We start from the raw sequence: 20,786 nt of genomic DNA on the forward strand, positions 1-20,786 counted from the left end.
TGCAAGAATGGCGGCATGCCCACATCGGAGAAAGCCCTGGATATCCGCGTTGCCATCGAGGGTTCGGAGCCGGAGATTTGGCGGGCGCTGCGGCTTCCGCTGGATGCGCCGCTCAACACGCTGCATGAGGCAATCCAGCGCGCATTCGGCTGGGAGAACCGGCATCTACATCTGTTCCATCCGCAGGGCGTCTTCGGCGAGGCCCGGCCGATCGCCGGCAGCGATGACTCCGCGGACGAAATGGACATGGACAGCGCCGAGGGGATGACCGTAGGGCAGTTGCTGTCCGGCGAGGGCAGCACCCTGGTTTACGAATACGACCTGGGCGACAGCTGGCTGCACACGGTGACCGTGACCGGGCCCGCGATTGTTCCGGCCGGTCAGATCAGCTGCCTGGGCGGTGCCAACCGCGCGCCGCTGGAGGACGCCGGCGGCCTATGGGGCTACCACGAGAAGCTGCGCATCCTGGCCGATCCGTCGGATCCCGAGCACGCGGAAATCGCCGACTGGGTGCGGTACGTGACCGGTGCGTTTGATCCCACCACGTTCGACCCCACCGAGTTCGATCTGGACGCGGTGAACAAGAGCCTGGACCGGATGCGCATTGTGCTGGCGGACGAGCCGCCGACGCCGGAGGAGCGCGCCGCGGTTCTCCGCCCGGTCCGCTGGCTGCTGGAGCGCGCCCGCGAGGACGGCCTGGAGCTCACCAAGGACGGTTATCTGAAACCGGCCGTGGTGCGCGAGGCGGTGCTGGCCCTGGAGCTGGGCTACCCCTGGGACACTTACGCATCGCCGCGTGAAGTCAATGTGCCCCCGATCGCGCTGCTGCGCGAGCACATTCAGTATTGGAAGCTGCTGCGCAAATACAAGGGCCGCCTGCAGCCCAGTCCCGCTGCGCGGAGAACGTACGACGACGATGCCGCCCTCTGGGACTGCCTCGCCGACCGCATGGCGGACCAAGAAAACCTCGCTTTGCGCGTGGGTCTGGAAGCCCTGGTGCGTTGGCTGCTGGGGGACCAGCACATACCGCGCAGCCAGCGCGGATACGCCATGGCGTCCGAGCTCTTCCATGCCGGACTGCGCCCGGCCGGGGGCGGCGAGCTCACGGAGCAGGACGGCGAGGAGATCTACCACGAGCTGCGGCGCCAGCTGAACTCTCTGGGCCTGTTCGAGGGCGAACTTCTCCTGGGCGGACGGAAGCTTACCCCGGCCGGACTGAAGTTCCTGCTAACCCTCCGCCGCCGCTTCGAGGCCGCCAGGGGCTAATCTGCCGAGCGCCGGTGGCGACGACGGCGGGCGGCGGGGAAGAAGCGCTCCCTGCCACCCGCCGTCGTACGCGGTGCGAGGTTGGCTCTACCGCCGGGAGGTGGCCTGCTCGGCGTCTCCGGTCAAAGCAGCCAAGGCTCCGGTGTCCATGTCCTCGGACGGGCCGTTGAGGTAGCGATGCAGGCTGTCATCCATGGCGTTGATCCAGCGAGTGTGGTGCCGGGTGGCCATGGTGCCGGTCACGGCGGAACGGTGGATGCTGTCCCGGTAGCCGAGGATGTTCTCTTCCTTGTCCTTCATCCACTGCTTGAGCAGGGCGCAGACGGTGTCCAGGTCAAACTCCGGGTAGTCCGTCAACGCGATCAGTTCGCGCAGGTAGTCGGTCTGGAAATCCGCCTCGGCGTCGTGGTCGGCGAGCGTGGCCTGGCGGTCCAGCCAGGACTGGATGTCCGCGTCGCGTTCCGCCAGCGAAGGCAGGTCGATCCGGCCCAGCATCACGTCGCGGGCGAACCATGCCTGCGCGTCGAACATGTTGAACGTGTAGTACTGGTCCTGCGCGCCAAGGTAGAACAGGTTGGTGTTCTGCTGCCAGACCACGCCCTTGTAGAGGTTGCCCGGGTAGAGCAGGTTCGGCGACTGCAGCGACAGCTCGGTGGGCAGGAACGGGTACTTGTGCAGGTAGCCGGTGCAGAGCAGCACGGCGTCGAACTCGCCGGTGGTGCCGTCGCTGAAGTGCGCGGTCCTGCCCTCGAAGTGGGTCACCAGCGGGCGCTCGGTGGCAGTTTCGGGCCAGTCGAAGCCCATCGGCGAACTGCGGTAGCTAAAGGTGACGGACTTGGCGCCCATCTTGTGCGCCTGCATGCCGATGTCCTCGGCGGAGTAGCTGCTGCCGATCAGCAGCAGGTTCTTGCCGGCGAACCGCTCGGCGCCGCGGAAGTCGTGGGCGTGGAGCACCTCGCCGGGGAAGCTGTTGATGCCGTCGAACGCCGGCACGTTCGGGTAGGAGAAGTGGCCGGTGGAGACCACGAGCTTGTCGAAGACGTGGGTTTCGGTCCGATGCGCCGCGAGGTCCTCGACCGTGACCGTGAATTCCTGGCTGGCTTCGTCGTAGTCGACCCAGCGCGCCACGGTGTTGAACCGGACGTACTTGCGGACGTCGGACTTTTGGACGCGACCGGCAATGTAGTCGAACAGGACTTCGCGCGGCGGGAAGGAGGAAATGGGACGGCCGAAGTGCTCGTCGAAGGTGTAGTCGGAGAACTCGAGAACTTCCTTGGGCCCATTGGACCACAGGTGCCGGTACATGCTGCTGTGTACGGGCTCGCCGGCGGCGTCCAGGCCGGTGCGCCAGCTGCTGTTCCACTGTCCGCCCCAGTCGGACTGCTTCTCAAAGCACACAATGTCCGGGATTTCGGCTCCCAGTTTCCTGGCCGATTCGAACGCTCGCAGCTGTGCCATGCCGCTGGGTCCTGCACCAATGATTCCGACTCGCATCTAAATGCATCTCCTCATCCATTGGATCTGTCCGTCAGGTTCGACGCTCCGAATCCACAGAACGGCCGTATTGGCGCACCGGTGGCGGTGGAAAAGGCGCATGGTGCGCAGCGGTCTAACACTGGCGGCGCGAGAGCGCGCCGGGCCCTGAACAATCAATCCCGAGGGGGAGACGGGCACCGTGTCCGCGGGCAGGCGAGGGGGCCTGCGCGAGCGATTCGGAGCGGCCAACCGAAGATCCAATAACACCGGTTGACCTGCATCCCATGTCAACAGCTAAGCGAGATTAAGTCAAAACGGGGTCGGGATGTAGCGCTTCTCAACAATGCTGGGCGGGGATCGCATCAGGCTCTCCGTCGAAGCCACGATGCGCCCGCGGATTCGGCTACCAACGGGGGTTGGCAGGCGCCGCGCGACGCTCGGTCAGGACCAGGCGACGACGAGCCGGGCGGCTTGTTGGGGGATGGTCACGTCGATGCCGACCAGATCCGTGAAGCGGCGCAGTCGGTTCATGAGGGTGTTTCGGTGGCAGAAGAGCTGGTCTGCGGACTGGGCGATGCTGCCGGTGGAAAGGTAGGACCGTACCGATTCTTCCAGCCTGGCTCGTTCGGTTGTTCCGCATCGGGCCAGCGCGGCGTCGACGTCGGGCACAATGGGAACCCCGGTTTCCGAAAGGCGGTGCCGGGCCAGCCGTGCCCAGGCGTTTTGCATGGTGAGGGCCTGCTGGTCGTTGTCTTCGGCCAAGGATGCCAAAGCGCGGGCGGCCTGGGCGGCGACGCGCAGGTCCGCGAGGCCGCGGACCTGTTCAACTAGGCCGCAACGGATGTTCTTGATCTGCTCGGTGGCTTCGTGGGCGGCGCTGCCCGGGCGGTCGTCGGCTGCCCAGAAGGCGACCAGTCCGTCGGGCAGTGGGTGGGTGAAGACTTCCGTGCCACGGCGCGAAGCCGAGGCAACCTCCACACGGAGGGCGGCGGCGTCGTCCGTTGTTGCTGCCGCGACAACGAGGGGAGCAAGCTGGTCGATGCCGAGCTCGTCGGCGATGCGGGTGAGCATTTCCGATGCCGGGCTGACCTGCCCGAACATGGCGGCCACATGGCCTTGCCGCACCGAAGATTCTTCCTGGGCCATGCGCTGGCGCTCGGCGATGTAGATGGCCTGGGTTTGTGCTGCGTAGGAGTCCACCACCTGCCACACTGTTTCCGCCCGCCGCACCAGCAGCTCTGCATCGCCCGGCCCCGCCAGCGCCATGAGTTCGCTCCAAATCACGGTGAAGTCGATCCGGATGGCGGTCATCAGCGACTCCACGGGGATGCCTGTTCTGGCGCGGGAGACACCAACGTCCAGCGAGATGCCTTGCCGCTCGGCGATGAGGCGTTTGCTGTCTGCGCCCGGGCGCAAGCTTTCGATCAGCGCCTCGAACGAGGCGGCTCCTGTCCGGCGGATCTCGCTGGCCGGCAGGACACCATCCCGGTAATCGTCGAGTTGCAGGACGCGGTCGATGAAGAGGTCGGTCAGCTTGTCCACGGATAGCTGGTCCAGCAGGCCGTTCCAGCGGGCGGCGGAGGCAGCGTCGTCGTTCTCATGAATCTGCGAAGTTTCCATGGTGTTCTCCGCCCCGATCGTGTGCTTTTGCACATTCTAGCCTCGAAAAGCCGCGACGATTCGTGCGGGTGTGACGCGGTTCACTCTGGAATGCTGGTGTGCATTATTCGTTCGTTGCGGCCGTTCAGTACGGCCGGACACCCGAACACCAAACATGGAGGAACCATGTCAGACACCTTGAACCTCGAGGCCGGGGCTACCCGGCGGATCACTGACAAGGAGGCGATGAAGGTTTCCATCGGTGCCCTCATTGGCACTGCGATGGAGTGGTACGACTTCTTCCTGTTCAGCGCGGCGGCGGCGCTGGTGTTCAACGTCCAGTACTTCGCCAATGAGAACGCCACGGCAGCGGCGCTGGCGTCCTTCGCGACGTTTGGTGTCGGTCTGGTGGCGCGTCCGCTGGGCGGCATGTTCTTCGGTGCCATGGGCGACAAGATCGGCCGCCGTAAGACCCTGATGGTCACCATCGTGGGCATCGGTGCGGTGACCGGCCTGATCGGGCTGCTGCCTACGTACGCCGCCATCGGCATTGCCGCTCCGGTGCTGCTGGTGCTGCTTCGCGTGGCCCAGGGCCTGTTTGTGGGCGGCGAGTGGTCCGGCGCGATGACGATTGTGGTGGAGAACGCCCCGCTGGAGCGCCGCGCCCGCTACGCCGCGCTGCCGCAGATCGGTTCACCGATCGGCACCATCCTCTCCTCCGGTGGCTTCTTCTTGATGACGCTGTTCTTCTCGCAGGACACCTTCAACTCTTTCGGCTGGCGCATCCCGTTCCTGGCCGCCATCCCGATGCTCCTGATCGCGCTCTACATTCGGAGCCGACTGGACGAATCCCCGGTCTTCGCGGAGCTGATGGAGCACGGCCAGGTGGAGAAGGCCCCGATCCGCACCACGCTCCGGGAGTCCTGGAAGCACATCATCATCGGCATGGCCGCGGCCCTGCTCGGCGTCGGCGGCTTCTACCTGGTCACCGCGTTTGTGGTCTACTACGGCGTGAATATCCTGGGCTACTCCGCCCAGCTGATGCTGCTGGGCGGCATGATCGCGGCCATCGTCGAAATTCCCGTCCTTATCCTGGGCGGACGCCTGGGCGAGCGGTTCGGCGCCAGCCGCGTCATCTTGTGGGGCGGCATCGCTTCAGCCGTGGCCGCGGTCCCGGCCTTCCTGCTGGTGGACAGCGGCAACCCTGTGTTGGTGGTTATGGGTATGGTCCTCGCGGTGGCAACGCTCTCCTTCCCGTACGCGGCTTCCGGGACCGTGCTGACCGGTCTGTTCCCGGCCCGCACCCGCTACACCGGCGTGGGTTTCGCGCAGAACACTGCCGGCATGCTCTCCGGATTCGTTCCGCTGCTGGCCACCGGCTTGGTGGCGTCCGCCGGAAACCACTGGTGGCCGGCCGCCGTGATGCTGGTGTTCCTGAGCCTGTTCACTGCCGTCGCCGGCATCGTGGCCCCGCGCATGAGTGTGAACCTGCCCGGCTTCAAGCACTGATTCCACCTTCCGACGACGAACTTCCTGACGAAAGAGCACCGCACCATGACCCAGTCCGCAGGCCACCTGATTGTCCGCCAGCTTGAGGCGCACGGCGTCCGCCGCGTGTATTCGGTTCCGGGTGAGAGCTTCCTTGACGTCCTGGACGGGCTGCACGACTCGCCCGTGTCAACGGTGGTCTGCCGCCAGGAAGGCGGTGCAGGCTTCATGGCGCTGGCCGAGGGGCGCAAGACCGGAACCCCGGGCATCGCGATGGTCACCCGCGGGCCGGGTGCGGCGAACGCGATGATTGCCGTGCATACCGCGTGGCAGGACGCGACGCCGATGGTGCTCTTCGTGGGCCTGATCCCGGTGGCCGACCGGGGACGGGACTCGTTCCAGGAATTCAGCCTGGAAGGGTGGTTTTCGACGACGGCCAAACGCGTGGTGGTGCTCGACGACGAACACCGCGCCGCAGAGACCGTGGCCGAAGCGATGCACTTGGCCGTCTCCGGCCGGCCCGGCCCGGTGGTGATCGGTCTGCCGGAGGATGTCCTGGTGCGGCCGACCTCTGCCGGTGCAGTCTCGCCGCGCGCGCCCGCAACTGCGGTACCGCCGCCTGCTGCGACGGAGGAACTGGCGGGCCGGCTGGCCGCGGCTGCCCGTCCGCTGATCATTGCCGGCGGCGACGGCTGGGGCGACGACGGTGCGAGGCTCGCTCAATGGGCGGCCGAGGCGCAGATCCCGGTGGCCGCCGATTGGCGCGCCTATGACGTGGTTCCGCATTCTTCTTCGGCGTGGGCCGGCTGGCTGGGCTACGGGCGGGCAGACACCCTCGCCGCAAGGTTGGACGAAGCCGACCTGCTAGTGTTCATCGGCTGCGGCCGAAGCGACGTGCTCAGCGACGGCTACACCAAGGGGTTCAACGCACCGACCGTGCTGGTGCTGCCGGATCCGGATGCCGCCACCCACTCCGGCCGGATCGACCAGCAACTGGCGGTCCCGCCGTCGTCGTTCGTTGACGCACTTCCTGATGCCGCCGATGTGAGAGGTTCCCGCGGCAGCGGCTGGATGGACGCGCTCGCCGAAGACCAGCGCCGGTACGCCACACCCCGTCCGGACAACAGCCCCGGCGTTGACCTGGGCGTAGCCTTCGGCGTGCTGGAAGACCGGCTGCCCGCGGACAAGGTGGTCACGTACGGCGCGGGCAACGCGACGATCTGGGGCCACCGCTACCTGACCCACCATGGTGCCGGCTCGCTGATTGGGCCGCGCAACGGAGCCATGGGGCTGGCTGTTCCCGCCGCCGTCGCGGCCGCGCTGATCGAACCGGGCCGGCAGGTGGTGGCGGTCTGCGGCGACGGCGACTTCCTGATGAACGCGCAGGAACTGGCCGTGGCAGCGGCGCACGGTGCCGCCCCGCTGGTGATCGTGGTGGACAACGGCATTTACGGCACGATCGTGCAGCATCAGCGCAAGCACTACCCGGCGCGGCCGTCCGGGACCTCGATGGTCAATCCCGACTTCACTGACTGGATCCGCAGCTTCGGCGGGCACGGCGAACGGGTCGAAACGGCCGCGGAATTCGCTCCCGCGCTGGAGCGCGCGCTGTCCAGCGGGCGGCTGGCGCTGCTGCATCTGGTGACGGATCCGGAGACCATGCCGCCGGGCACCGCGAATGCACCGGAGGAGCTCGCGGGCCTGGCTTACGCCCGGTTGGCTGCGGATGATTCCGGCAGTTCCCTGGCCAGCGCGGGGGAGGGGACACGATGAAACTGGACCTGATCCTGCGCGACGCCGAGATCCTCACCCTCGAGGCAGAGCGTCCCCACGCCCACGCCGTCGGCGTGCTCAATGGACGTATTGTCGGTTTCGACGACGAACTGGACGGCTGCACCGCGGAACGTGAGATTCTGCTGGGCGGTGCCGTGGTGGTGCCCGGCTTCATTGATGCGCATTGCCACACCGCTTGGTGGGGGCTGGGCTTGGGCGTCGTCGAATTGGAACACGCCCGCGGACTCGAAGAACTGTACACACTGCTCGAAGCCGAGGTCCGACGGCTCGAGGACCAACCCGATGCTTGGGTCAATGGCACCGGATTCAACCACAAGCATCATGACGGGGCCTTCCCGGACATCCGCCGGCTGGATGAGATCACCGGCGACCGGCCGCTGTACCTGCGGCACGTCTCCGGGCATCTGTCCATCACAAACTCCGCCACCTTGCGGCTGGCCGGCGTCTTTGAACCCGGTTTCACCCAGCCAACCGGCGGCGCCGTGCTGCGCGGCCCGGACGGCTACCCGACCGGCGTGGTCGAGGAATCCGCGCAGCAGCTGATTCAGAACCTGCTGCTGCCTTATCCGGTGGAGCGGATTGTCGAGGCACTGGACGCGGCGACCACGCGTTACGCGGCCGTGGGAATCACCAGTTTCACCGAGGCAGGCATCGGGGGCGGCTGGATCGGGCACAGCCCGGTGGAAGTCCAGGCTTATGTGAAAGCCAAGCAGGCCGGCAAGCTCCACGCCCGCGCCCAGCTGATGCCCGCGCTGGACTCGCTGCGGCCGATTGAGGCCAACGCCGCCGACATGCACGGCACCGGCACCGGACGCGGTCTGGACCTCGGTGCGGTCGCGGGCTTCGGCGACGAGTGGGTGTCCTTGGGACCGGTGAAGGTCTTTATGGACGGCTCGTTGCTGGGCGCCACGGCGGCCGTGACCGAGGACTACTGCGGCCACCAGCACAACACCGGCTACCTGCTGGATTCACCCGAGGCCTACCGCGAACGCGTGGACGCGGCCTACCGGGCCGGCTGGCCGATCGCGCTTCATGCCATCGGCGACGCGGCCATTGACCTGGCCACCGAGATTATTACCGGCTGCCAGGAGCGCTACGGTCGGAACCACCTGCCCAACCGGATTGAGCACTTCGGCATTTCGCGGCCGGACCAGCTGGCGCCGGTCGCCGCGGCCGGGATCGCGGTCACCCCGCAGGCCGCGTTCATTGGCCCGCTGGGCGATCAGTTTGCTGCCCTGGTGGGCGCCGGGCGCGAAGGCTGGCTGTACCGGGGACGCTCGCTGGTGGACGCCGGCATCCTGGTGGCCGGCAGCTCCGACCTGCCTGTGGCCGATAACAACGTGCTGCGCGCCATGCAGTCCTGGGTGGACCGGCGCACCGAACAAGGACTGATACTCGGCGGGACAGCCGAGGGCCTGACGGCAGAAGAAGCGCTGCGGACTTACACCGACTGGGCCGCCCAGGCCACGGGCGCGTCCAGCGAGAAGGGCACGTTAGGCAGGGGCAAGTTCGCGGACTTCGCAGTGCTGTCCGGCTCACCGCTGGATGCTGCCGACATCTCCGCGCTCAAGGTCCTTGCCACGATCGTTGGCGGCGAGTTCACGTTCGACAATATGAGCGCGGGCCCGGCCCTCAGCCCGGCAGCCGGCTCCGCTTCCGGCCCCCACACGGAGGAGCTGTCCGCGCTCCAGCCAGACGACGGGGCCGGCAGCGGAGTGCTTTCGCAGAAACCAGAACCTTTAGGAGTGCAATCATGACCATCACGGCCGCGCAGCAAGCCGGAATTTCCAGCGACGCCCGCACCTTCCTGCACGACTTCCGCTCGATGAGCACGTACGGTGCCACGGCGGGCGGGGGAGTGGACCGCCAGGCAGGGACGCTGGCGGACGGGCAGACGCGGAACTGGTTCCGCGGGTTGGTCGAGGGGCACGGTTTCGAGGTCCGCTACGACGCGGTGGGCAACCAATTCGCCCTGCTTGAGCTGGTGCCCGGCGCACCATATATCGCCGTCGGCTCGCATTTGGATTCGCAGCCGCTGGGCGGCCGCTTCGACGGTGCCTACGGCGTGCTGGCCGGAGCCCATGCGGCGATCCGGCTGAAGGAGCGGATAGCGGCGGGGCCAGACACAGTCGCCGAGAGCTCTGGGGCCGCGGATGCCGGGCCGTTGTTCAACATAGCGGTGATCAACTGGTTCAACGAGGAAGGCTGCCGCTTTAAGCCGTCCATGATGGGCAGCTCGGTGTTCACCGGCAAGCTGCCGGCCGAAAAGGTCCTGGCCACCACAGATCCGTCCGGCACCACAGTGCGCGAGGCACTGGAAGCGATCGGTACCGTCGGCGACTTTTCCCTCGATGTCGCAGCGTACGTGGAGATCCATATTGAGCAGGGCCGGTCGCTCGAGGACAACGGGCTGACCATTGGTCTGGTCGAATCCACCTGGGGCGCCAACAAATACGAATTCATTGTGCACGGCGAGCAGGCGCACACCGGCGCCACAGTCATTGCAGACCGACACGACGCGTTGCTCGGGGCCTCGTCGCTGGTGGTCGCGGCGCGGGAGATCGCCGACGAATTCAGCACGGACGAACACGCAGTGATCACATCCTGCGGTGAGTTCACGGTTCACCCGAACTCGCCGGTGGTGGTGGCCAACCGGGTGGAGCTGCTGGTGGACATTCGCAGCACCGACCCGGAGGTCCTCGGTGCAGCCGACGCCGAATTGCACCGACGCGTCGCCCAGATCGAAGCGCGCGCCAGCGTGCGGATCGAGCGCGGTGCCGAACATGTCTGGGCCGCCAAGGCCTATGACGAAGCCGGCCTGCGTCTGGCCGCCAAGAGCGCGGAGGCACTGGACCTGACGTACGGAACGGTCCGCACGCTCGCCGGGCACGATTCGACCAACATGAAGGACATCGTCCCCACCATCATGCTGTTTGTGCCCAGCGTGGACGGCATCTCGCACAATGAGAAGGAGCTCACCAACGACGACGATATGCTCGCCGGCGTGGATCTGCTCACGGAACTGCTGGGCCGCGTGGTGGCAGGAGAGTTTGTTCCCGCGGACCGGTCGAGCGAGGCGTCTTAGGCGGCGATCGTCCGCCCGCCCGAGTGCGGGGCCGGCGGCTCACCCTTCCGGCACTGGTCCGTGAACATACCTAGCAGCGCGGCGAGTTGTCCGGGGACCGTGTCCGGGTCTTCGGGGTGCCACTGCACGCCAAGGACCCACTGATCCTGGTGTTCGATGGCTTCGATAACGCCGTCCGGAGCCTCCGCGGTGGCCAGCATCCCGACGCCGAGATCCTGGACAGCCTGATGGTGCCCGGACCTGACTGTCACACCGCCCGCGCCCAAGGCTGCGGCAACCAGGGTGCCCGGCTTGATCTCCACATCGTGGTCGCTCATGCCGGGCTCATCCGCGTGCACCTGATGGATGGATTCCGGGCCAAGATCCTGAATCAGGGTCCCGCCGAACGCGACGTTGATGACCTGCAGGCCGCGGCAGATTCCCATCACCGGCAGCCCCGAACCGGCGGCGCTTCTCACCAGCGCAATCTCCGCCCGATCGACGCGCGCATCCACTCCGTAACCGGGAGCCACTATTGGGCGCTGTCCGTAGAGGGACGGGTGGATATCTCCTCCGCCCAGAACCAGCAGGCCGTCGAACCCGCTGAGGCTGGTGGCTGCTTCCAGCTCCCAGGAAGCAGCAGCGCCCACGTCCAGGAGCTCGAAGTCCGCCTCCTGAGCCAGTAGCTCATTCCCGACATTGTCGGCGTAGTTGTTCAAGTCTTCGATCAACCACGCGTCGCTTTCCGGTCCGCTGAGGGAACAGCTGACCAGAATGCGGGGACGGGCGGATGTCTGGGTTATCTGGACATCGGCAACAGGTTCAGGCACCATGACCTCATCGACTCCGAAGGAATTAAAATCTAGATGTTAGATGTTTCAGACAGTACGTCGGACACGGACATCTCCGCAATCCTCACGCCCGTAGCGGCGACACGCGCTCCAGAAGCGATTGTGCGCCGCGTCAAAGACGCGATCGCCGCCGGTGAGCTTCGGCCCGGCCAGAAGCTGCCACCGGAGGCCCAGCTGGCCCGGATGCTCGGGGTCGCCACCATGACCTTGCGCCACGCGTTGGCGGTGCTCAAGGAACTCGAACTGGTCGAGTCCCGCCGCGGACGGAACGGGGGGACTTTCATCCATCCCCGGGCCGAGCAACAGGGCCGCCGCCAACGGGTGAGCCCGCTGACCGCGGCCGCTCTGCGGGATCTCACCGACTGGCGCAAGGCTGTCTCCGGTGACGCCGCCGCGCTGGCTGCGGCGCGTGGCGGAGAAGATGCCGCGGCGAGGCTGACCGAGGCGGCACGGACATGTGAAACGCTCCTCGACAATCCCGAGCGCTACCGCCGCGCGGACGCGGAGCTCCACATCTTGATTGCTGAGCTGTCAGGCTCACCGCGGATGGTGGCAGCGGAAATGGCCCTGCAGCAAGAGATCACCGACCTCGTACTCAACACCACGGATACTCCAAAACTCCGGAGAATCGTGCGCCACACCCATGGCGAACTCGTCGACGCAATCATCAATGGGACGCCGGAATCCGCCCGCAGCGCCATGCGGGATCATGCCGAGTCCACCTTCAACTGGCTCCTCAGCCTGAACCTTTTCCCCAAGGAGTAGGTCGGGCCGAGGCTCCAGCTGCGACGGAAATCGCGCCGCGCTGGGCCTAACCTGCCGCTGCCTGGAAGCGCAGGGCGGGGAGTCGGTCGATGGAGAGATAACCCGGCTCGGCGTCGAGCAGTTGGGGGATCCGGTTGACCAGCGTGCCGCACGTCGTGAAATGAGTGGCGAGGGCGGCGCTATGGATACGCACTGTGGGCTCGCCCCGGACCTCCCAGGTGTTGCTGTCACTTTCGCTATCCCCGTACACCTTGCCTGTCATCTCCAGCCGAAGCATGATTCCCTGCCGTGTTGTCACTTCGTCGATGTCGGTAAAGCCAATGACTTTCCCCGCCGGGATCTTTTCGTCAAGTGCTTTGCAGTAGATGGGCGCTTGTGCGATCTCCGGTCTGGTAGAGGTGGTTGATTCGACGACGTCGAGGCCGGTCATCGCGGCAAGGGCGTGCAACGATGTCCGGCCGAAGGTGGGCGGCCGCTCCGCGGTGGCGTTCCACGCGGCAAAGTCCTCAGCCGTGCTGCCGACCCGCTGATCGTGTGCCAGTTCCGCCCCGAAGTCGTCGACGTTCCAGCTGCACTTGCCGAGAACTTCCTCGATGGAGAAACAGGTTCCCATCAGCACTGACACCAGGGAAACCCAGTAGCCGTCCTGATGGCCCGTACAGAGGACCCGGACGCCGTGCTCCTTCGCGAGGGCATCGATCTGGGCCGTCTCTCCGGGCGAGGTGTTCCAGCTGTACAGCAATTCCTCGGACAGCGAGATCACGTTGCAGCCGGCGGTGACGCAACGCCGTATCGGCTCGAGCATGTCCTCCATGTAGCTGGCGATGCTCATCACGACGACGTCTGGCTTCAGCGCCAAGGCCTCGTCCGGATCGGTGTAGACGCGCGACCCCAGGCGGCCAATGCCGATCAGTTCGCCAACATCCTTACCGTTCTTGGCTTCGGTTTGGGCGACGGCGCCCACGATGGAGGCTCCTCGTTCGACGAGCATTCGCGTGATCGTTGAGCCTACAGAGCCGATTCCGTACATTAAGACGCGCATGGGAAGGTCATTCTCCTAAGTCGTGGGAGTTTCAAGCCGGAAACTTGCTGCCTGTCGAACAACGTACTCAGTGGGGGACTTAGCCTCCTTGCCGGGTCCATTCATGGATTCAAGGGATGACGACGGCGATGGCAGGCTTACGGGGTCGGCGCTCCGCCGCGTAGGTACACGGTGGTGGTGTGCGTGAAGAAGTCCTTCGCCGCGGCTCCTTGCTCCTTCGGTCCGTAGCCCGATTTCTTGGCTCCGCCAAAGGGCACGTGCGGGTCCGCTCCCGCGGTTTCGGAGTTCACGTGCAGGATCCCCACATCCAGGTCCTCCATGCCTTCGAGCGCGTGGGTGAGGTCCCGGGTGAACAGCGCGGCGGAGAGCCCGTACTCGCCGTCATTGGCGAGCTCGAACGCCTGCTCGACGGTGGCCGCGCGCCGCACGGACAACACCGGTCCGAAGAGCTCCTCGCGCCAGATGTCCAGCTCGCGTCCGGCGGGCAGCTCCAGAATGGTGGGCGGCACAAAGTACCCGGTGGCGAGGTCGCCGTCGTCGTATGGATCCTCGCCGGCCACCACCGAGGCGCCCTGTGCCCGGGCAGCAGCAACGCCGTCAAGAATGGACTTCCGGGCGCTGTCATTGACGACCGGCCCGAGCTGAACTGCCGGGTTCGTGGGGTCCCCGACCACCATCGCCTCGGTTCGCTGCTTGAGCATGGCCAGAAAATCGTCGGCGATCGGTTCGGCAACGATCAGCCGGGAGGTGGCGGTGCACTTCTGTCCGGCGGAGCGGAACGCGCCCAGCATCACCTGCTCGGCAGCCAGGTTTAGGTCCGCATCCGCAAGGACGATGGCCGGGTTCTTGCCGCCCATCTCCGCCTGCACCGGAACCCCTCTGCCCGCCGCGGCTGCTGCCAGCCGGCGGCCCACCGACGTGGAGCCGGTGAAGGTCAGGCCGTCCAGCGCCGCATGCTCCACGATGGCGTTGCCCATGGAGCCGGGGCCGATCAGCAGGTTCAGCACGCCGGGCGGCAGGCCCGCGGCCTCCAGTGCCTGCGCCAGCCGCAGCGCCAGAAGCGGCACCGTGCTGGCGGGTTTCCAGACCACCGTGTTGCCATACGCCAGCGCCGGAGCGATTTTCCACGCGGGGATGGCGATGGGGAAGTTGAACGGCGTGACCACACCCACCACGCCCAGCGGTTTGCGGGTCACCAGGATCTTCTCGCCCCGCCGCGGCGAAGAGAAGATCTCCCCGGCCGCGCGGTCGCCGTCGTTCCCGTAGTAACGAAAAATCTGCGCCGCCCGCAGGACCTCGCCGTGGCCCTCCGCCCGCGTTTTGCCTTCTTCCCGGGCCAGCTCCAGCCCCCACGCTTCGGCGTTCTGTTCAATCACGACGGCGGCGCGCAGCAGCACGGCGCCGCGCTCGTGTGCCGGCGTCCGCGCCCATTCGCTCTTGGCGGCGACGGCGGCAGTAAATGCCTGCTCCACCTCGGTCTGCCCGGCTTGCAGACCCTGGGCGACGATTTCGTCTGGACGCGCCGGGTTGTAGCTGATGACGGGGGAGCCGGATCCCGGCACCCAGGCGCCATCAACATAGTGCTGCAGTTGGACAACAGTGCTCATGGTTTCCTCTCGGATGGCGCCGTCTCCTCAGCGGAAGGCGGGGAGGCCGGTGATTTTCTGGCCGAGAATCAGGGTGTGGACCTCGTCGGTGCCTTCGTAGGTGCGGACTGATTCGAGGTTGTTGGCGTGGCGCAGCGGTGAGTAGTCCAGGGTGATGCCGTTGCCGCCGAGGATGGTGCGGGCTTCGCGGGCGATTTCGATGGCTTCGCGGCAGTTGTTGAGTTTGCCCACCGAGATCTGGTGCGGCTGGAGCTGGCCGGCGTCTTTGAGCCGGCCCAGGTGCAGGGCGAGCAGGAAGCCCTTGTTGATTTCCAGCGCCATGTTGACCAGCTTTTCCTGGGTGAGCTGATAGCCGGCCAGCGGTTTGTCGAACTGCAGGCGTTCCTTCGAGTAGTCCAGGGCGGTTTGCCAGGCGTCGCGGGCGGCGCCCATCGCGCCCCAGATGATGCCGTAGCGGGCCTCGTTCAGGCACTCGAACGGCCCGCGCAGGCCTTTGGCGTGGGGCAGCAGCGCGTCGGCGGGCAGCCGGACGTCGGTGAGTTCGATGTCGCACTGGATGGAGGCGCGCATGGAGAGCTTGGGTTCGATCGGGGTGGCGGTGAAGCCGGCGGTGTTGGTGGGGACGATGAAGCCGCGCACGCCGTCGTCGGTTTGGGCCCAGATGATCGCGACCTTGGCCACAGAGGCCAGGCCGATCCAGCGTTTGGAGCCGTTGAGGATCCAGTCGGCGTCGGGGCCGGAGCCGTCGCGGCGGGCGAAGGTCTTCATGGTGGCGGGGTCGGAGCCGGCGGTGGGCTCGGTGAGGCCGAAGCAGCCGATAGCTTCGCCGGCGGCCATCTGCGGCAGCCATTGTTGTTTTTGTGTTTCGGAGCCGTGTTTGTGGATGGCGCTCATGGCCAGCGAGCCTTGGACGGAGACGAAGGTGCGCAGGCCGGAGTCGCCGGCTTCGAGTTCGGCGGCGGCCAGGCCGTAGTCGACGGCGGAGCGGCCGGCGCAGCCGTAGCCGTCCAGGTGCATGCCGAGCAGGCCGAGTTTGGCCATCTCGGGCACGATCTCCAGCGGGAACACGGCGTTCTCGTACCAGCCGGCGATGTTCGGCCTGATCGCGCTGTCCACAAAGGAACGCACGCGCTTCTGCAACAGCCGCTCCTCCTCGGTCAGGAGCGAGTCGAGGGAAATGAGGTCATGGTCTAGGGACATGGTGCTTTCCTTCTGTGGAGCCGGGGATGCGGTTGATGCGAGGTGCCGTGCTGCGGTAGGGGTGAGGGGGTGCCCCGTACGGCGTCCGGGCGCTCAGGCATGGGCGGGGGCAGCGGCCAGGTTGCTGTCCTCGGCCGTGACGCCGACGACGGCTTGCCGCAGCACCTGGAGGCCGTCGGCGAGCAGGTCCTGGCCGATGACCAGCGGCGGCAATAACCGGATGACGTTGCCGTACGTGCCGCAGGTCAGGGTCAGCACTCCCTGTGCGTGGCACCGGGCGGCTACTTCCTTGGCCAAATCGGCGCGCGGGGCCAGGGTCTCCCGGTCGGCAAACTCCAGCGCAAGCATGGCGCCGCGCCCGCGGAAATCGGCCACGGCGTGGGTCTCGGCGACCAGCGGCGCCAGCACTTCCCGCGCCGCTGCCTCAATGGCCCGGGCGTTGGCCAGCAGGCTGCCGTCCTCGAACGCTTTGAAGACGGCCAATGCGGCCTCGCAGGCCAGCGGGTTGCCGGCGTAAGTGCCGCCGAGCCCGCCGGCGTGGACCGCGTTCATCAGTTCCGCGCGGCCGGTCACGGCGCTCAACGGCAGGCCGCCGGCCAGTGCCTTGGCGCTCAGGGTGATGTCGCCGGCTACTCCTTCATGGTCGCTGGCGAAGAGCGTTCCGGTGCGGCCCATGCCAGCCTGGATCTCGTCGATCACCAGGACAATGCCGTGCCGGTCCGCGATGGCACGCAATCCGGTAAGGAACCCCGGTGCCGGCACCACGAAGCCGCCTTCGCCCTGAATGGGTTCGATGACCATGGCGGCAAAGTTCTCCGGGCCATGCTCGGCAAGGGTGGCTTCCACCGATGCGAGGGCCGCCGCCGTAACTTCCGCCGCGGAGGCGGGAACGCCGCCGTCGTGCTGTGCCGCCGGTCGCAGCGGATTGGCCGATGCGGCGCGCACGATCTCCGCGGGAAAGGGGCCGAAGTTCAGCCGGTACGGGTTCTCCTTGGCCGTCATGGCCATGGTCAGCAGCGAGCGGCCGTGATAGGCCTCGTCGAAGACCAGCACCCTGCTGCGGCCGGTGGCCGAGCGTGCGATCTTGACGGCGTTCTCCACGGCCTCGGCCCCGGTGGAGAAGAGCGCGGTGCGCTTTTCAAAGTCACCGGGCGTGTGCTGGTTGAGCCACTTCGCCACTTCGGTGAAGGACTGGTACTCGGTGACCATGAAGCAGGTGTGCGTGAAGCGCTCCAGTTGGGCGGACACCCGCTCGCGCACGCGGGGGTGGCTGGCTCCAATGCTGGTCACCGCAATCCCGGAGGCGAAGTCGATCAGCCTGTTGCCGTCCACATCCTGCAGGATGCCGCCGTCGGCCCGCTCGATGAAGACCGGCAGGACGATGCCGAAGCCGTCGCTGACGTTGGCCTGGCGTTCCTGATGCAGCGCCCGGGATCGAGGGCCGGGGATGGCGGTGGCGAGGTGGCGGGTCTGCGGGAGGGCAGCTGGCGGGGCGCCGGCTGTGGAGTATGCATCGGTCATAAGGGCAACGTTAGACACGGCGATGGCACGGGTCATTGGACGGTTAGCCCAATTTGGTCCGCGACCTTGGATAATCAGACCATGATTTCCCTCGCCCAGCTCAGCCAGGTGCTCGACAGTTCGCTCCGCCGGGCCGTTCCTGGTCCCGTTCCAGGCATTCAGCTTTCCGGCGTCCACGTCTCCGAGTTGGCGGACCCCACACCATATTTGGAGGGCGGCGAGCTGCTGCTGACCACCGGGATTCCGCTCGAGGGTACCGCCGCCGGTGCGTATGTACGGCGGCTGGCGGCCAAGGGCGTGGCTGCCTTGGGGCTGGGGCTGGGCGAAGGCCTGGAGAGCGTGCCGGCCGATCTGGTCCTGGCCTGCGCCGCGGAGGGCGTGGAGCTGCTGGTAGTTCCCGACGGTGTGCCGTTCCTGGACGTATCCCGTGCCTTCTGGGACCTCACTTCGCGCGGTTCCCAAGCGGACCTGATCGCCAGCCTCGGAACCCAGACGGCCCTGGCGCGGGCAGCGACGCGCCCCGACGCGGTGCAGGCCGTGGTGGAGGGACTGGCCCAGGCGCTGGGCGGCTGGGCGGCCTACTTGCCGGCGGACGGTGCCGAGGCCACCGTGTGTCCGTCCAGCGCGGAGAGCCTGCTGCCCCACTTGAGGCTGGAAACCACCCGGCTCAACGTCGCGGGGACTCATTCCGCGGCCACCTTTTGGCTGCATGGGAGCCCGGTGGTGGAGTATCCAATCCTGGTGGGGCGCCGGATCGAAGGCTTCCTGGCCATCGGGCCGGGCCGGACCCTGACCAAGGCCGACCGGCAGATCATCATGACGGTCTGCGTGCTGCTGGCGATGAAAGCCCAGCAGCAGGAAGAGCTTTCGGGCACCTCGGCCGTGCTTGGCTCTGCGGTTGCCAAGCTGCTGGTCCGCGGGGAACTGGAGGCCGCACGGATGGTGGCCGCGGATGCCGGGCTGGATCCGCTGCCCCGGCGCGTGCGCGTGCTGGCCGCGCGGATGGAAACCTACCACTCCCTCCGCAGTCTGGCCGGTGCCGTGGCCAGACTGCGGCTTGGCGACGGCGGCGGCGTACCGTTGGCGGCGCTGGCCGCGTGTACGCTGAGCTACCGCGAGGGGCGGCTGGGCTACTTCCTGCTGGATCCGGGCGCAACGGAAGCGGCGGCCGAACAGGCCCCAGCCGGCGGGGCCACCGACGTCGGGCTCGTGGGGTTGGCGGCAGAGAGCAGCAGTGGCGGTGCCGCGCCGCCGGCCGCGCCGCCGGCCGCGGCGCCGCAACCGGGCGGGCAGGCCGCGCCGGAGACCGGGGCGGCCTGGACCGAAGCACTCAGCCTGCCTGAGATTGCCCGGGCAGTGTCGGCTTTGCAGCGGTCTGCCGAACTAGCCCCTGCCGGCCGCCTGCTGGATCTGGCGGCCGACGACGAAAGCCGTGCCGATGGCTGGTTCGATTCGCTCGCCGGCTACCGCCGCGCCGACCTCGTGGCGACGGTTGCGGCGTATCTGCGCAACCGCGGGCACTGGGAGGAGACGGCCCGGCAGTTGGGCGTGCATCGGAACTCGCTGCGCCACCGGATGGCTGTTGCCGAGCGGGTGCTCGGCGTCAGCGTCGACGACCCGGATGTGGCGGCGCGCCTCTGGCTGGCGCTGCGCCGGCACGGCCACTAGTCCAAGGACCGCAGCCACTCCACCACGGACTCGGTGTGCTCGCCAAGGGCAGGCGGGGCCGAAGCACGCGGTTCAAATGCCGGCGTCCAGGAGATGGGGTGCCGGACTTGGCGGCCGGCCGGCTGGCCGGAGGCGTCACGCACCTCGATGGTCGGTTTCAGTCCCAGCGATTCCGCGTAGCTGATGCCCTCGTCGATAGTGGCGACCGGGCCGGCCGGAACACCAACGGCGGTCAGCTTGTCCTGCCACACCCCGGCGGACGTGGACGACAGTGCCTGTTCCAGCAGCGGGATCAGTTCGGCGCGGTGCTGCACCCGGGCGGTGTTGGTGTCGAAGCGCTTGTCCTCGGCCAGATGCGGCTGTCCGAGCGCCTCGGCCAAGCGCCGGAACTGCCCGTCGTTGCCGCAGGCGACCGCCAGCGGGCCGTCGGCGCATTCGAGCAGTTGATAGGGAACGATGGACGGGTGCGCGTTGCCCATCCGTTGCGGAATGGTCCCGGCGCCCAACCAGGCCTGCGCCTGGTTGGCCAGGGCGCCTTGCAGGCTGGAGAGCAGGTTGACCTCCAGCCGCCGGCCGAGTCCGGTGGCGGAGCGGGCCTGGAGTGCCGCGAGGATGCCGATACTGGCATCCTTGGCGGTGAGCACATCCACCAGTGCCACCCCGGCCTTGTAGGGTGAGCCTTCCGCGTCCCCGGTGATGCTCATCAAGCCGCCGACTGCCTGGACAATGAAGTCATAACCGGGCAGCGATGCTCCCTCGGCCGAACCAAAGCCGGAGATCGAGGCGTAAACCAGCTTGGGGTTCTCGGCGGAGAGCTGCTCATAGCCCAGCCCGAGCTTGTCCATCCCGCCGGGCATGAAATTTTCGACGACAACGTCGGCGGCCACCGCCAGTTTTCGGGCCAGCTGCCGGTCTCCGGGCTGGGACAGATCCAGACAGACGGATTCCTTATTGCGGTTCACGCTTTCGAAGTACGTGGCACCGGTGGGGGAGTAGGGCGGCCCCCAACTTCGGGTGTCGTCGCCCTTGCCCGGGCGCTCCACTTTGATGACCCGCGCGCCGAGATCGGCAAGGGTCATGGTCGCCAGCGGGCCGGCCAGCACGCGTGAGAAGTCCGCGACCAGCAGCCCCGCCAGCGGCCTTTCCGCTGGAACCGGTGCCGAGGCGCTGAGTGGGTCGGGCACGATCGATCCTTCCTGCAAGCATGATGTGCCGCCGAGTTTACGGGAGGGAGCTCGGGAAGAGCGTGGACGGGTGGCCCAATGTCTGGTCGTTTCATCCAAGAGCTTCCCCGGGAACCGTCCGGCCACGGGCCTCCCGGCGCGGTTGACGGGCGCAGCTTCCTCTCCGGTGTGTCTAAAACCTGCGTAGCTGAAGCTTTTTCGGAACCGTGTCTGGTTTCGCCCTGGAAGGCGGGAGGCCGACACCAAGGCCTCGCAAGGCTT

At 67.1% G+C, this 20,786-nt stretch carries 15 protein-coding genes; 7 read left to right on the plus strand and 8 right to left on the minus strand.

Features of this window, described 5'->3' with window-relative positions:
* Window positions 1-15: 15 nt before the first annotated feature.
* Window positions 16-1,266, plus strand: a complete 1,251-nt coding sequence (locus AB0N75_RS05720) for a plasmid pRiA4b ORF-3 family protein (protein WP_364646405.1) — start codon at window positions 16-18, stop codon at window positions 1,264-1,266.
* 87 nt (window positions 1,267-1,353) lie between these two features.
* Here AB0N75_RS05720 and AB0N75_RS05725 read toward each other — a convergent pair whose 3' ends face one another.
* Both AB0N75_RS05725 and AB0N75_RS05730 read right to left on the minus strand, forming a co-directional pair.
* Entirely contained in the window at window positions 1,354-2,760 is a 1,407-nt protein-coding gene (locus tag AB0N75_RS05725) for an NAD(P)/FAD-dependent oxidoreductase (protein WP_364646408.1), read from the minus strand.
* Between the two features lie 423 nt (window positions 2,761-3,183).
* Window positions 3,184-4,362 (minus strand): helix-turn-helix domain-containing protein, encoded by a 1,179-nt coding sequence (locus AB0N75_RS05730; RefSeq protein ID WP_364646410.1) that lies wholly within the window; start codon window positions 4,360-4,362, stop codon window positions 3,184-3,186.
* A 165-nt stretch (window positions 4,363-4,527) separates the two neighbouring features.
* Between AB0N75_RS05730 and AB0N75_RS05735 the strand changes: the two genes are divergently transcribed.
* Genes AB0N75_RS05735 through AB0N75_RS05750 form a run of 4 tightly spaced genes read left to right on the plus strand, consistent with a single transcriptional unit; the run spans window position 4,528 to window position 10,708 of the window.
* A complete protein-coding gene (locus AB0N75_RS05735; protein WP_364646413.1) occupies window positions 4,528-5,850 on the plus strand; it encodes an MFS transporter in 1,323 nt (440 codons plus the stop codon).
* A 45-nt stretch (window positions 5,851-5,895) separates the two neighbouring features.
* Window positions 5,896-7,602 carry a thiamine pyrophosphate-dependent enzyme gene (locus AB0N75_RS05740; RefSeq protein WP_364646416.1) on the plus strand — a complete coding sequence of 569 codons (1,707 nt, stop codon included), beginning with the start codon at window positions 5,896-5,898 and terminating at the stop codon, window positions 7,600-7,602.
* Window positions 7,599-9,380 (plus strand): amidohydrolase, encoded by a 1,782-nt coding sequence (locus AB0N75_RS05745; protein WP_364646419.1) that lies wholly within the window; start codon window positions 7,599-7,601, stop codon window positions 9,378-9,380. The genes AB0N75_RS05740 and AB0N75_RS05745 overlap by 4 nt, the downstream gene beginning before the upstream one ends.
* Window positions 9,377-10,708: a M20 family metallo-hydrolase gene (locus AB0N75_RS05750; protein WP_364646422.1), complete on the plus strand. Its 1,332-nt coding sequence runs from the start codon at window positions 9,377-9,379 to the stop codon at window positions 10,706-10,708. The genes AB0N75_RS05745 and AB0N75_RS05750 overlap by 4 nt, the downstream gene beginning before the upstream one ends.
* On the opposite strand, the gene AB0N75_RS05755 is transcribed toward AB0N75_RS05750, so the two are convergent.
* Complete coding sequence (locus AB0N75_RS05755; protein WP_364646425.1) at window positions 10,705-11,517, minus strand: gamma-glutamyl-gamma-aminobutyrate hydrolase family protein; 813 nt, start codon at window positions 11,515-11,517, stop codon at window positions 10,705-10,707. The genes AB0N75_RS05750 and AB0N75_RS05755 overlap by 4 nt on opposite strands.
* Before the next feature lie 36 nt (window positions 11,518-11,553).
* Between AB0N75_RS05755 and AB0N75_RS05760 the strand changes: the two genes are divergently transcribed.
* Window positions 11,554-12,303, plus strand: a complete 750-nt coding sequence (locus tag AB0N75_RS05760) for an FCD domain-containing protein (RefSeq protein WP_364646428.1) — start codon at window positions 11,554-11,556, stop codon at window positions 12,301-12,303.
* Window positions 12,304-12,349: 46 nt separating this feature from the next.
* Here AB0N75_RS05760 and AB0N75_RS05765 read toward each other — a convergent pair whose 3' ends face one another.
* From AB0N75_RS05765 to AB0N75_RS05780, 4 genes are all read right to left on the minus strand, one after another.
* A complete protein-coding gene (locus AB0N75_RS05765; RefSeq protein WP_364646431.1) occupies window positions 12,350-13,345 on the minus strand; it encodes a hypothetical protein in 996 nt (331 codons plus the stop codon).
* Between the two features lie 137 nt (window positions 13,346-13,482).
* Window positions 13,483-14,952 carry an aldehyde dehydrogenase family protein gene (locus AB0N75_RS05770; RefSeq protein ID WP_364646433.1) on the minus strand — a complete coding sequence of 490 codons (1,470 nt, stop codon included), beginning with the start codon at window positions 14,950-14,952 and terminating at the stop codon, window positions 13,483-13,485.
* Between the two features lie 27 nt (window positions 14,953-14,979).
* Window positions 14,980-16,152, minus strand: a complete 1,173-nt coding sequence (locus AB0N75_RS05775; RefSeq protein WP_364646436.1) for an acyl-CoA dehydrogenase family protein — start codon at window positions 16,150-16,152, stop codon at window positions 14,980-14,982.
* Between the two features lie 93 nt (window positions 16,153-16,245).
* A complete protein-coding gene (locus AB0N75_RS05780; protein ID WP_364646439.1) occupies window positions 16,246-17,673 on the minus strand; it encodes an aminotransferase class III-fold pyridoxal phosphate-dependent enzyme in 1,428 nt (475 codons plus the stop codon).
* Window positions 17,674-17,754: 81 nt separating this feature from the next.
* Here AB0N75_RS05780 and AB0N75_RS05785 point away from each other — a divergent pair, with 81 nt between their 5' ends.
* Window positions 17,755-19,341 (plus strand): PucR family transcriptional regulator, encoded by a 1,587-nt coding sequence (locus AB0N75_RS05785; RefSeq protein WP_364646442.1) that lies wholly within the window; start codon window positions 17,755-17,757, stop codon window positions 19,339-19,341.
* On the opposite strand, the gene AB0N75_RS05790 is transcribed toward AB0N75_RS05785, so the two are convergent.
* Window positions 19,338-20,525 carry a CoA transferase gene (locus tag AB0N75_RS05790; protein ID WP_364646445.1) on the minus strand — a complete coding sequence of 396 codons (1,188 nt, stop codon included), beginning with the start codon at window positions 20,523-20,525 and terminating at the stop codon, window positions 19,338-19,340. The two genes, AB0N75_RS05785 and AB0N75_RS05790, sit on opposite strands and share 4 nt — an antisense overlap.
* Window positions 20,526-20,786: the final 261 nt, after the last annotated feature.

It is taken from the genome of Arthrobacter sp. NPDC089319 (genome assembly GCF_040684925.1).
Lineage (GTDB): Bacteria > Actinomycetota > Actinomycetes > Actinomycetales > Micrococcaceae > Crystallibacter.